We start from the raw sequence: 13,488 nt of genomic DNA, 5'->3' as shown, positions 1-13,488 counted from the left end.
GCTGGCCGCGCCGGCTTATCTTCGTAAACTCACCAGCCTTTGGCCATCCTTGTCCAACAGTTGCACTCGTCCTGTCTGTGGGGCTTCAAAACGATGGACGGACCCGAGTGCCTTCAGAAGACTGCGCTCTTGATCCATGAGGGGCTGATCGCAGATCATCCTGGACGAGCCGGTTTCCGAGATCGTCAGCGCTTCTCCGGTCAAGGCGAAGCCGCCAAAGAACCGATTGCACGAGCCATTCCCATGGATGCGTCCATCTGGCTCGAAGGCAAGGGTGGGTTTCGAACCCGCGACCGTGGTTTCTTCTCGAATTTCGTCCACGAGCCAATCTCCGTGAAGGAGGTCGCCCGGCTCTCCGGCGCAGCCCCCAAATTTCCGGTCGCCAAGGATGACGGTCGCGGTTTGGGGGTATGGCATTCCGCTCATGGTATCGACGCATATTTTGGCAGCGATGGTCAGCGCGAGTTGCCGGCCGTCTACCGTCGCCAGATAGGTGTCGGCGTCGCCTTGCCTTGTGGGACGCGGAGCCGGCTGAACTGTGAAGGTCTCGCCCCCTAAGGCGTTAAAGCTGAGCGCGGTGTCCGAGATGCTGATTTGCCAACCGGGTTCGTTGCCGCGTGCAGCCAACGAGGCAGCCTCCGCATTGCTCGTTGCGGTGGCGTACAGCGACAACACCGCGAGCGAAGCGGCCAACGGCAAGGATGAGCAGGACTCTGGACTCACGGTTGCAGCCTCCAGACGATGCGTCACTGAACTCGAAGGCCGCCCGGAAACCGGCCTCTGGGGGCAACTTCGCCAAATATTGCGCCGAATGTACTTGCATCCGGCCGTCAGTCCATCGCCGCGGTTCGGAGAACGAGTCCATTCGGCGAAGAAATGGACGCAAAGCCAAGAATTGAGATTCCAAGAACATAAATGGTTGCCGCGGGCCATCTCGACCGCCCTTTGGCGAGAACGAACCTCAATGTGATGGTTCGATGGTGTCGAGGCGTTCCGTACGATCTCCCGGACGCCGGGACGACAGATACTCGGTTGCTTTCTGGACGACAAAATAGACGGAGGGGATGATCAACAGGCCAATCGTCGTAGCCGCGGCCATGCCCCCGAAAATTGTGACGCCAACAGCCCGCCGCGCGCCCGCGCCGGCGCCAGTCGACACGACAAGAGGAATGATCCCGAGGATGAAGGAAACCGCGGTCATCATGACGGCCCGGAAGCGCTGCTCGGCCCCGATCCGCGCCGCCTCCATTATGCTTAGTCCCTCATCGCGCCGCTCCTTGGCGAATTCCACGATCAGGATGGCATTCTTCGCCGCCAGTCCGATCAGCAGCACGATGGCGATCTGCACGTAGAGGCTGTTCTGCAACCCGAAAACCTTCAATGCCGCTATGGCGCCGAAGAGAGCCGCTCCGAGCGAAAGGATGACGATCAACGGAAGCGACCAGCTCTCGTATTGGGCGACAAGGAAAAGATAGGCAAAGAGGAACGCCAGCGCAAAGACCAGCCCCTCCTGGCCACTGCCGCGGCGCTCTTGAAACGACAGGCCTGACCACTCGAAGCCATAGCCATTCGGCAACAGCTGGGCCACTGTCTTCTCCATCGCGTCCATGGCGCCGCCGCTGCTGCTTCCAGGTGCGGTAATGGCGTTTATGGGAGCGGCGACCGAGAGATTGTAACGCTGGATGGCGAATGGCGACAGGATCGTCGTCAACGACGCCAGATTGTTCAAGGGCACCATGGTGCCGTTCCGGCTACGCACATGCAGGTTCAAGATGTCTTCCGCATGGGCACGGAAATCGGCATCGGCCTGCAGATTGACCTGGAACACGCGGCCATTGAGCGTAAAATCATTTACGTAGCGCGATCCGAAGGCCGCGCCGATGGTGGAATAGACGTCCGACACGCTTACCCCAAGCGCTTCGGCGCGCGTCCTGTCGACATCGACATAGACCTGCGGGACATTGGCGCTGAAGGTGGTGGCGGCGCCGCCGAGCTCCGGCAGGTGATTGAAGGTACCGAGTAGGGCGCCGACGACCTGCGCGATCTCCTGCGGCGGTTGCCCTTCAAGCGCTTGCAGGCGAAAGTCCAGGCCACCGACCGAGCCGATGCCGGCAATCGCCGGCGGAGCAAAGACGGCGACGTTCGCGCCCGGGATTTGGGAGAACTTCATCCGCAGCGCCTGCAGGATGCCGGCTAGCTGCAGTTCGCTGGACGTGCGCTCGTCCCAGGGCTTCAGCGCCGCGACTGCCATTGCGCCGCTCGGCGAACTCGTCGACTGAAGGATGCTGAACCCCGCAACCGTGATGACGTCTTGCACGCCTCCGGTGTCGGTCAGAATCTTGCGCACGTCCTCCACGATGGCTTTCGTGCGGTCGAGCGAAGCGGCATTGGGCAACTGGATGTCGACGAACAGCGCGCCTTGGTCCTCGTCGGGCAGGAAAGTCGACGGTAGCCCGGTGAAGATCAGATAGGCGATGGCAAAACAGGCAAGCAATCCCGCCACCGGCACGTACCAATGCCGCACCAGAAACCCGACGAGGCGTCCATAGCCGTCTCGCGTCTCGTTCATGAATGCCGTGAACCAGGCCAACGGGCCACGCTTGAAATGGCCCATATCGCGCCGCAAAAGCAGTGCGGCCAGCGCCGGGCTCAGGGTCAATCCGACAAAGGAAGAAATCACCAGGGCCGAAGACAGCGTCACGGCGAACTGCCGGTAGAGCTGGCCGCCTATGCCGCCGAGAAACGCAGTCGGCGTCACCACGGCAAGCAGCACCAAGGTCGTGGAAATGATCGGCCCAGTGATCTGGTGCATCGCCTTGCGCGTGGCGTCGGCGACCGCGATGTCAGGGGTATCCTCCAGCACATGCTTGACGTTCTCGACGACAAGGATGGCATCGTCCACCACCAGGCCGATCGCCAGCACCAGCGCCAAAAGAGAAATCATGTTCAGCGAATAGCCGGCGGCAAACAGCACCGCCAAGGCGCCGAGCATGGAAACCGGGATGGCAAGCGCCGAGATGAACATGGCGCGCCAATCCTGCAGGAAGACGTAGGTGACTGCGAGAACGATCAGGAACGCCTCAAGCAGGGTTCTGGCCGTCAGCGAGATGCTGGCATTCACGAAGCGGGTCGCGTCGTAGACGATGTGATACTGCATGCCTTTGGGAAAGCGTGACGAGAGGCGCTCCAGTTCGGCGCGGACCGACGCCGCGGTCTGGATGGCGTTGGCGCCGGGCGACTGGTTGATCTGCATCATCGCCGAGGCGTGTCCGGCGAAGCTGGCGCTCGAAGCATAGCTAAGCGCGCCAAGCTCGAGCCGCGCGATATCGCGCAGGTAGACCTTGGCCCCCGCCGAGCCCGTGCGCACGACGATGTCCCCGAATTCCTCGACGCTTCTCAGCCGCCCCTGCGCGACCAGAGTGTATTGCAGCTCCGAGCCCTGCGCCTGCGGGGGGGCGCCGGCCTGTCCGAGCGTCGCCTGGATGTTTTGCCGCTGGATGGCGGCCGAGACATCGTCGGGCGTCAGGCTAAGCGCGTCCATGCGCTGCGGGTTGAGCCACACCCTCATCGAGTATTCCGAAGCCCCGGCGACCGAAGCCTCGCCGACGCCCCGCACGCGCGATATCGTGTCGGCGACGGTCGTGGTGATGAAATTAGTGATCGCCAGCGCATCGAGGCTGTCGTCCGGCGAATAGAAAGCGATGCCGAGGATAAAATCCGGCGAGCGGGCACGCACGGAGACACCTTGCTGCGCGACCGCTGCCGGCAGGCGCGAGATAGCCAGCTGAGCGCGGTTCTGCACGTTGATCTGTGCTGTCTCGGGATCGGTTCCGACCTCGAAGGTCACCGATAGCGTGTATTGGCCGGCATTGGAGCTGGTGGACGACATGTACATCATGTGGTCCACGCCATTGATGGCCGTCTCCAGCGGGCCGCCCACCACGTCGGCGATGACTTCCGCGCTTGCTCCCGGATAGGAGGCCGACACCGTCACCGTTGGAGGGGTGATCTGCGGATACTGCTGTATGGGAAGGGAAAACACCGCGATCCCGCCGGCGATCGAAATGATGATCGAGACGACGATCGCGAGCCGGGTGCGGCTGATGAAGAGGTCCGAGATCATTGCGTACCCTCTGCTTCGCGGGGGGTGACCTGCTGACCATCGGAAACGCGTTGCAGGCCCTCGACGACGATCGTTTCGCCGCCTTCCAATCCGCTCGTCGCCGCCCAGCGATTGTCGATGCGCGCACCGGTCGTGATCGCCTGCCTGGTCACGGTATTGTTGTCGTTGAGCACGAAGACGAACTTGCCCTGGCGGTCTTGAAGAACGGACGCCATCGGCACCATCGGCAATTTCCTGGCTTCTTCGTCGACGATTGTTAGCCGGACGAACTGGCCAGGCGCCAATATGTGGTCCGGGTTGGGGAACAGCGCGCGGACGGCGACGGTACCGGTCTGCTGATTGACCTCGTTGTCGATGAACTGCACCCGCCCCGGTGAAGCAAATTGTGTGCCGTTGGCGAGAGACAGACTCAGGTGGAATTTGTTCGCATCGATCTTCTGGCCCCCGGCGAGTTTCTGCCTGATGTCGACCAAAGTGCTGTCAGCGATCGAGAATGCGACGCGGATAGGATCGAGCTGGACGATGCGCGCCAATGATCCGGAGCCGGGCCCCACGAGATTACCGCGCGTCGCCAGGGAGCGGCCGATGGTCCCATTGATGGGAGACTTGATCTGAGCATAGGAAAGATTGAGTTCGGCCGTATTGAGGGCTGCATTGGCGCTTTGAACATCCGCCGCGGCGACATCGAACGCAGCCTGCGCGTCATCCAACGTGGCCTGAGCAATAGTCCTGCGGCTGAGCAGGTCCCTGGCGCGTGAGAGGCTTTGTCGCGCGGCGTTGCGGGTGGCTTCGGTCCTGGCCACTTGCGCCTGTGCGGACATCACCGCCGCCGACAGTTGATCCGGCTCGATTTCGAAAAGCAGATCGCCCTCCTTCACGTGCTGGCCTTCCGAGAACCTGATCTCCTTGAGCAGGCCGGACGCGCGCGCCTGAATGTCGGCCGCATCGATCGCCTCGACCTGCGCGTTGTATGTCAGCGGCGCGTTTGCCGGACCGGACTGGACCTTCTGCACGACCACTGGCACCGTCGCCGCGGTCTGCGCACGTGCCGCTCCCGCGAAGCCGGCCACGCCGACTAGCAATGCGGCCGCCACGACCCTGGCTCGAAAGTCAAAATTGCTTTTCATCATCGTCGGATCCTGCTCTCAAGACAAAATCTTCGTCCTGCGCACGCTCAGCGCAATGACGAGATACGCCAGTCCAGCAATCATCATGGAAAATCCGGCCACCAAGCCAGTCGGCATCTCTCTGACGATCGGCCACTTCAGCAGTATGGAGAAAGCAGCGAATATGGCCACGATTCCGGAAACGGCGAACCAATACCAGCCGCCGACTTTCCTGACTTCAGCGGCGATGATTAATTGAAGAACACCGTGGACAAATAGTACAAACGCTATGAACAGTGATATTGCGGCCGATGCTTTGATAGGATTGAAGTAAATCATGATGCCGCCGATGAGCTCGAAGAAGCCGGTCAGTTCCTGCCACACGAAGCCCACCCAACTTTTGATCCAGAGCGATTGGATGACCTTGATGACGCCGACTGCCATCAGGGCCACGGCGAACACGACGTTGGATGCGAAATTGGAAACGCTGGGAACTGCGACTGAAAACACGCCGCCCGCAAGCAGGAGGAGCCCAAAGAGCAGAAACCTGCGCCACTTGCCCTGCTCGATTTCGGCCCGTTCATATGGCGTTGCAGGTGGGTGATCCGATTTTTCTGGCATGTCCCCGTTCCATGCAGGTTCTAAATATCGATCTCGCACCCTGCGGGCAGAGAAGAGAGCCGAGAGCGCTCAATGGAAAGTATCAGGAAGAAGTCTGCCGGACGGAGCGTCAGGAGCCTGTCTGGTTGCCTCGCGGCGAGATTTCCCGATGACGACGACTGCCTAGTCGAGATTTTCTCGCGGCCTTGCTTCGTCAGGACCATGAGGCCGTGTCGGATTAACTGATTGCTGGGAAGTGAAGGCGGCATACGGTTTTCCGCTGACTCTCAAAGGGTGCTCTTGTGAAGCCGGCCGTCCTTCATGATGACGACGAAGTTCTTATTTGGATCCTCGATCAGCCGGATGTCGTCGAGCGGGTTGCCGTCCACGACTAAGAGGTCCGCGAAAGCTCCTTCTTCGATGACGCCGAGCTTGCCCGGATAAGGGTTGCGCAGATTGGAGAGTGCGAGCAGTTCGGCATTGCCGGAGGTGGCCATCTGCAGGACTTCGGCGTTCTTGTACCAGTTGGCCAAATGCGTGAGCATCATGCTCTGGCGCGGACCCAACGCAGGCGAGAACAGCACGTCGGAACCCCAGGCCGTCTTGATGCCATGCTTGCGAGCAAAGGCATATATCCTCGGCGTCCCTGAGAAAAGCTCCTGGGCGCGGTCGGCGCTAGGTCCCGTCAGCGGGCCGGTGTCCTCCGCCGTCAGGAAGGGCTGGGTGCTTAGCCATGTGCCCTTCTCGGCGATCATCGCCGCCGTGTCCTCGTCCATCAGATGCGCGTGCTCGATCGACTGCACCCCAGCTGCCAGCGCGCGTCGTATCGCGCGAGACGTATAGGCGTGCACGGTAACGTAGGTGCTCCAATCCTGTGCCACCTCGACGCCTGCCCGCAGCTCTTCTTCGCTGAAGGTGACGATGTCCAGCGGACTGCGGGGCGATGATACGCCACCGCCGCCCACCAACTTTATCTGTGACGCGCCTTGGAGAAGCTGCTCCCGGATCCGCATCTTCAGGTCGCCGATATCGTCGACGATGGCCGCTCCCCCCAGGAGTTCACCTTTGCTGAGCTTGCCGCCGTCGCGCGGAATCTCGCTTGGCAGGCGAAGATCGGCGTGGCCCCCGGAGGTCGTGATCATCGCGCCGGAGGGATAGATGCGCGGGCCAGGGATCAGCCCGGTGTCGATAGCCTGCTTGAAGGAGAAGGAGGGACCTCCCAGATCGCGTATGGTGGTGAAGCCGCGACTGAGCGTGCGATCCGCCTCGGCGGTGGACGCTGCGAAGATAATCCCCGGGTCGCCGTTAAGCAGGATGTTGACCGGGACCGCCGCGAAGATCGCATGCCAATGCGCGTCGATGAGCCCTGGCATGAGGACGCCATTGCGGCATTTGATGACGGTGGCGTCCTCCGGGGGAGGGGCGTTCGTCATATCGATTCCGGAAATCCTGCCGCCCTCCACCAGGATTTGCGCTCCGTCCTTCACCGTACCCGACTTGCCGTCGAATAGCCGGACTTCGCGAAACAGGATCTTGGAAGGGGGCGCGGCCGTCTGCGCGAAGGACGGCTTTGTCAGCACCCCGGCGATGGCGGCAGCCCCGAAACCGGAGAGAAAACTACGCCTGGAAAAGGCCTCCAGACGACGAGAGACTCGTTGAAGATCGGGATTGAGACAACCGCAACCAGAACTGTGAACGAGGTGACCGTACTTCGAGCCTAGCCGCAGCATGTCTTTTGCTTTCGGTTGAGCGACACTGACACCTGCCGGACGGCGCTTCGTGTCGCGGTTCTTGTCATTTCAGGTCCCGTTACTCGACCAACACATCGCCGCCGACAGGATTGGCGCTGTCAAAGATGAGGAATACGATCGGAGTCCCCGACTCCGCTGTTGCATCGGTCCGCCTGGCGCCGACTTCGCCGCCGAGAGGCACGGAGTATTCCGCGACGATTTCCCCGAAGGTGTTCCTTTGGACTGCAACTTTCTGTCCGGGCCGAACGGTCTCATTGAGTTCGACCAACAATTCGATGAAACCGCCATGCGTCGCGGTGACGGGAAACATGCCGTCCGCGACGAAAACGCTCGAATCCTTGCTGGTTCTGCCGATAGGGCCTGAAATTATTCCGTGGTGCTTGATGACGTTCATCGTTCCTTCGACGAACAGGGCGATCATGTCGTGATCGAAGATCCGCGGCTTGCCGATCTCGGGCGTGAAGGCGGGAATGCCGGCATCGATGAGGGCATTGGCGAGAAGACCTCGCTCGCCAAAGTTGTCGAAAATCTGATCGACCGGATAGAGTTCCGCCATCGCCCGCACTTCGGGGAGATCCATGCGTGCAAGGTGGAACGCCGTCGCGTCCATGCCCGTGGCGGCTGTATGAAAATCGATCCCGTAGTCGAGGTTTGACCGCAGAAGCCGGTTGAATATCAGGCCGGCGTGGCGCGTCGGCGCGTCGGGAGCGTCCTCGTTGCCAGGGAACAACCGATTGATGTCGATCAGGTCGATCCCGCGCCCCGAATTCGGCCATCTCCGTTCCATGCCTTCCATTGCGGGGCGCGAAATGTCGAGTACCGCCATCACCGATCCCGACATCGCGGCCGGATCGAGCTCACGCATTACGGATTGCACGGTTTGAATGGGGCTCATTTCATCGCCATGCACGCCGCTCATCAGCCCCAGTCGTTTGCCTGGGGCTGCCCCCTTGGCGACCATCACCGAGACGTACCAGTGCTGGCCCGTCGGCATCTGTACGCCCTGGAAATAAAAGCTGTGCTTGCCTGATTCCAGATCCGAGATGTCAAGCGAACTGATGACCTCCTTTCCGTCGATGACATCGCCGGTATAGACGGTCCCCGACGTCCCTGCGGGAGACGCGCTTGCAGGTGCCGAGCCCGTTTGCGCCTGCGCCGGCCCGGCCATGAGCGCAGCGGCAGCGCCGATGGTAGCGACCGATGCGATCATGAAGTCGCGACGTCCGAGGCCCTCGCTGGTTTCATGCGCCATGGCTGTGTGGTCCCTGCCGATGAGGATCATGCTGCAGATCTCGCGGTGACGCCTGCGAGGGCGGCTAGATCGTCCTTACCGATTCCCGTTGTGCGCGTGGTATCCGGGCATTAGTCCCACAAGACATTTCAGGGAGTACAGCCTCCAACAAGAAAAATGGACTGGTGGTCTATGATTGGGATGCCTTGCATACTGAGTTGAGAGCCACCACAACCGGTGTGATAAGCCTCGGATATCACGCAGCCACCTCCACAACTTCCGTCGGGTACAATTAAGCCCAGTTCGCGAATTCCTGGTGGATACCTCAAATGGGCCGGATGGCATGTTAACGATTGATTAACATGCTTCTATGCTGGTAGTAGACAGGGTATTACATCCACCTTCAACATTGCTTGCCGGAGTTGTATATATTAGAATGAACTAATGTTCTTGCAATAACCCGTGTTGCACCAACAAAGACGGATAGTTGCTATGGATGCTATGGTTCATGCCGCCGGGCTATCTGGAGGAGCAGGTGCCGAGAAGTCCCTGCAATGCGCCGTCGACATCGATACCTCCACGGCACCACCTGCTAAGCAATTCGACCTGTTTCGAACCTGGTATCAAGGCGTTGCCGACACTGAACTTATGCAAGAACGGAGCCATTCATTTCCAGCACATGAAACAGTGTGGGATCTGGGAACGTTGGCTGTCATGTTCCTCGAATTGCCTGGCAGTGGCTACCGCTGTCGCTGGCGGCATTTGAAAAACCCTTCGGTGGACAATTGGTATTTGAGCCTGCCCTTGTCCAAGGGCAGGCTTCCTGGAAGTTGGCAGGTCGTGAGAACGACCCTGCAATCTTTTGCAGAGCCCTACGAATGCGTGATGGAGAACGACGCCCTCCTTGCCGTTTTCCTGCCACGCGACCTGCCTTTCATCCAATCGTCCAGGATTGAAATACGTGAGGAGTCGAAAAGACTCCTGGCAGACTACATGCTTCTGCTGCACCGTTCCTTTTCCGATCTGAGGGCCGTGGATGTGTCGCACATTGCCACTGCCACCACCAATCTGCTGGCTGCGTGCGTGTCGCCATCACATGACCGCATCACCGAGGCGAAGCGTGTGATCGACGCCGTGATCGCCGAGCGCGCTGCCAAAATCATTGCACAAAGTTTGAATGATCAGTCCTTGGCATCCGACAGGCTTTGCCGCGAACTCGGTGTGTCCCGCTCTCGCCTCTACCGGATATTCGAACCGGCCGGAGGTGTTTCGAATTATATTCGCCACAAACGCCTGCTCAAGACACGCGATATACTTTCCGACAGCTTGGATGGGCGCCCGATCTCCGCCATTGCCGGGGATTGGGGCTTCACGGATCCGTCGGCGTATAGCCGGATGTTCAGGAAGGAATTCGGCATTACGCCAAAGGAGGCACGCGTGGAAGGCTGGCAAGGCGCCCAGGCCACGAGCTCGCAGCAGATCAGCCAGCCTGACAGCAGGGCGCACACGCTGAGTGGTCTTCTGCTGCGAAACAGCTTTGGGCCCTAGACTGCGATGGCGCCGGCAAGGATGCCGTAGATTGCCGCGACCGCGCCAAGTGCGGCGACGACGAACATCCCCATCTCGGCGGGAGTAAACACCCTCTGCCCCCGCTCCTTCCGAGCCATGACGAAGAGGATCGTGCCCGGTCCGTAGATGACGGCCGAGAGCAGCAGGTGCTTGGCGCTGGCGGCGTAGATGAGACCGGCCGTATAGATCAATGCTATCGCCGCCCTTGCGAAGTCGACACGCCGCGCTACGGGGTCGTTCTCGTAGCTCTCGCCGCCCCATGCGAGCTTGACCCCGTAAGCGGCGACAAGAAGATATGGGATGAGGATCATGGAACTGGTCAGCTCGAGAGCGAGCCTGAAGGCCTGTTGAGCAAAGAGCGTCAGGACCAGAAAAACCTGCACGACCGTATTGGTCAGCCAGAGCGCCCGCGACGGCACGCCATGCTTGTTTTTATACGCAAGAAAACGCGGCATTGTCTGGTGATGTGATGCGGTGAACAGGATTTCAGCGGCCAGCAGCACCCAGGACAGATAGGCACCGGCAACGGAGATCAGCAGGCCGAAGCTGACGAACTTGGCGCCCCATGGCCCGACCACCGCTTCCAATACGCCGGCCATGGAGGGATTGCGCAGCGCTGTCAGTTCAGGACGAAGCATGATCCCGTAGGAGGGAATGGTGACCAGCACAAGCAGACAGAGCACGCCGAGAAAACCAAGGAGCGTCGCGACCCCGACATCCCCGCGGTTGCGTGCGTAACGCGAATAGACGCTCGCGCCTTCGATTCCGACAAAGACGAATACTGTCACCAACATGGTCCCGCGAACCTGGCTCGCGATGCTGCCAACGCTGACTTCTTCCCCGCCCCAGAAATTGGTCGTGAAGACATCGGCGCTGAAGCCGTAGATAACGAAGATGATAAAGAGAAAGATCGGAATGATCTTGGCGTAAGTGACAATGGTGTTGATCGCCGCCGCTTCCTTGACGCCCCGCAGGATCAGCGAATGTACGATCCACAGAAGCATCGAGGAAATGACGATCGCCGTGATGGTATTGCCATCGCCGAACACAGGAAAGAAAAGCCCCAGCGTCGACTTTATCAGCACGAAATAGGAAACGTTGCCGAGAACGGCGGCAGACCAGTAACCGAGGGCCGAGAGGAAGCCGAGATAGTTGCCAAAGCCGGCCTTGGCATAGGCATACACGCCCGCATCGAGGTCCGGCTTGCGAACCGACAAGGTCTGGAAGACGAAGGCCAACATCAGCATTCCGACGCCAGCGATGGCCCAAGCGATCATGGCCCCGAACGGACCGGTCTCGCGACCAAAAGCCTGCGGCAAAGAGAAGATGCCCGCGCCGACCATCGAACCGACGACCATAGCCGTCAGGGTCCATATCGAGAATTTTTGCTGAACGGTCGAGTTCATTGAATTTGGATCAACAATTCCTTGGCGGACGGCGGTCCAGCGGCCTCATTGTTACGCCTGCAACCTATCTCGAATCTAGCGCCCACGTGATTGGCATAAAATCCCACTAGTATACCTGACGTCCAAAACCTTTGCCTTGGCTCGTTTAACCGGTTGCCGACATTCGCATTTACTGCTTCTGATCAGACCTAACCTTGCTGGACCGAGACGTGTCGGCGAGGCGTCTGATCGCGAACTCTGGTTCGCGCAGCCAGGAGAGCGGTTTATGACTTCAAACGAAAATCAGAAGCTTTCGCTGTTTGCGCTGACCAGCATGGTGGTGGGATCGATGGTCGGCGCGGGCATCTTCAATCTGCCTGGCCGGTTCGCGACTGCGACAGGTCCGTTCGGCGCAATCATCGCCTGGGCAATTGCGGGAACCGGCATGTACATGCTGGCGCGGGTGTTCCAGGCGTTGGCCGAGAAGAGGCCAGACATCGACTCAGGCGTCTTCGCCTATGCCAAGGCCGGCTTCGGCAACTACATGGGCTTCCTGTCCGCCTTCGGCTACTGGCTCGGTAGTTGCCTGGGCAACGTCTTCTATTGGGTGCTCATCGGCTCGACGCTGGGGCGGTTCTTTCCCGGGATCTTTGGGGACGGCAGCAGCGCCATCGCCATCATCGTCTCGTTGATCGGCATCTGGGCTTTCCACTTCATGATCCTGCGCGGCGTCGAGCAGGCGACCTTCATCAACACTGTCGTGACGATTGCCAAGATCGTGCCGATCCTGGTCTTCATCCTGCTCCTGATCTTCTTCTTTCATTTCGGGCAGTTCCGCGAGAATTTCTTCGGCGGCTTGGACATGCCGCCGAAGTCCCTGATCGCCCAGGTGCGCGACACAATGCTGATCACGGTCTTCGTCTTCCTCGGCATCGAGGGCGCCAGCGTCTATTCCCGCTTTGCCAAGGTGCGTTCCGACGTCGGTACGGCGACGATTCTCGGTTTCGTCGGCGTCACAGGCCTGATGGTAGCGGTCACGCTGCTGCCCTACGCGGCTCTGCCGCAATCGGCTGTCGCCGGTGTCCAGCAGCCGTCGATGGCCGGCGTTCTCGAAGCGGTCGTCGGTCACTGGGGTGCGGTCTTCATCTCGATCGGCGTTCTGATCTCGGTGCTCGGCGCCTATCTCGCCTGGTCCCTAATCTGCGCCGAGGTGCTGTTCGCGGCGGCGAAATCGGAGGACATGCCAAGGCTCTTCGCAGCGCAGAATGGCAACAAGGTTCCCGCTAACGCACTCTGGCTCACCAACATCGTCGTATCGCTCTTCGTGATCTCCACCTACTGGTCGCGGGACGCGTTCAACTTCATGCTCGACATGACGAGCGTCACCGCGTTGCTGCCCTACCTGCTCGTCGCTGGCTACGGCATCCTGCTCGCTCGTAGCGGCGTTGGCTATGAAAAGACGCCGGATCAGCGCGGCCGCGACCAGATCTTCGCCTGGATCGCGGTGATTTACACGGTCTTCATGTTCGTCGCCGCCGGGCTCAAATACGTGCTGCTTGTTGCCGTCCTCTTCGCGCCCGGAACTATCCTCTACGTCTGGGCGCGGCGCGAGCAGAAATTGCAGCTGTTCACGCTCGCCGAACTCTTCGTGTTCGCCGTCACGCTCATCGCTGGCCTGATCGGAGCCTACGGGCTGCTGACGGGCGCCATCGCACCTTGAACA

Annotated in this window: 9 protein-coding genes; 2 read left to right on the top strand and 7 right to left on the bottom strand. The window is 60.2% G+C overall.

Annotated features, from left to right (window positions below; genetic code table 11):
- Window positions 1-15: 15 nt before the first annotated feature.
- The 6 genes from FJ951_RS21850 to FJ951_RS21825 all read right to left on the bottom strand — a co-directional run bounded on the left by FJ951_RS21850 (window position 16) and on the right by FJ951_RS21825 (window position 8,832).
- Window positions 16-627 (bottom strand): META domain-containing protein, encoded by a 612-nt coding sequence (locus tag FJ951_RS21850; protein ID WP_181172262.1) that lies wholly within the window; start codon window positions 625-627, stop codon window positions 16-18.
- 334 nt (window positions 628-961) lie between these two features.
- Window positions 962-4,123, bottom strand: coding sequence for an efflux RND transporter permease subunit (locus FJ951_RS21845; RefSeq protein ID WP_140517437.1), 3,162 nt, complete (start codon window positions 4,121-4,123; stop codon window positions 962-964).
- Window positions 4,120-5,193, bottom strand: coding sequence for an efflux RND transporter periplasmic adaptor subunit (locus FJ951_RS21840; protein ID WP_246671763.1), 1,074 nt, complete (start codon window positions 5,191-5,193; stop codon window positions 4,120-4,122). The genes FJ951_RS21845 and FJ951_RS21840 overlap by 4 nt, the downstream gene beginning before the upstream one ends.
- Before the next feature lie 75 nt (window positions 5,194-5,268).
- Complete coding sequence (locus FJ951_RS21835; protein WP_140499407.1) at window positions 5,269-5,850, bottom strand: HdeD family acid-resistance protein; 582 nt, start codon at window positions 5,848-5,850, stop codon at window positions 5,269-5,271.
- A 266-nt stretch (window positions 5,851-6,116) separates the two neighbouring features.
- Complete coding sequence (locus FJ951_RS21830; RefSeq protein WP_140499405.1) at window positions 6,117-7,559, bottom strand: amidohydrolase family protein; 1,443 nt, start codon at window positions 7,557-7,559, stop codon at window positions 6,117-6,119.
- A gap of 79 nt (window positions 7,560-7,638) precedes the next feature.
- A complete protein-coding gene (locus FJ951_RS21825) occupies window positions 7,639-8,832 on the bottom strand; it encodes a succinylglutamate desuccinylase/aspartoacylase family protein (RefSeq protein WP_140517505.1) in 1,194 nt (397 codons plus the stop codon).
- A 471-nt stretch (window positions 8,833-9,303) separates the two neighbouring features.
- Between FJ951_RS21825 and FJ951_RS21820 the strand changes: the two genes are divergently transcribed.
- The gene (locus FJ951_RS21820; RefSeq protein ID WP_140499403.1) at window positions 9,304-10,359 is read left to right on the top strand and encodes a helix-turn-helix domain-containing protein; all 1,056 of its coding nucleotides are present in this window, start codon (window positions 9,304-9,306) and stop codon (window positions 10,357-10,359) included.
- On the opposite strand, the gene FJ951_RS21815 is transcribed toward FJ951_RS21820, so the two are convergent.
- Entirely contained in the window at window positions 10,356-11,786 is a 1,431-nt protein-coding gene (locus FJ951_RS21815; protein ID WP_140517435.1) for a basic amino acid/polyamine antiporter, read from the bottom strand. The two genes, FJ951_RS21820 and FJ951_RS21815, sit on opposite strands and share 4 nt — an antisense overlap.
- A 265-nt stretch (window positions 11,787-12,051) precedes the next feature.
- On the opposite strand from FJ951_RS21815, the gene FJ951_RS21810 reads away from it, so the two are divergent.
- A complete protein-coding gene (locus tag FJ951_RS21810) occupies window positions 12,052-13,485 on the top strand; it encodes a basic amino acid/polyamine antiporter (protein WP_140517433.1) in 1,434 nt (477 codons plus the stop codon).
- The last annotated feature ends 3 nt before the right edge of the window (window positions 13,486-13,488 follow it).

This window comes from Mesorhizobium sp. B2-2-3 (genome assembly GCF_006442405.1).
In the GTDB taxonomy this organism is placed as follows: Bacteria; Pseudomonadota; Alphaproteobacteria; order Rhizobiales; family Rhizobiaceae; genus Mesorhizobium.
The sequence above is the reverse complement of the archived record's forward strand: the minus strand, read 5'-3'. Positions and strand labels throughout refer to the sequence as shown.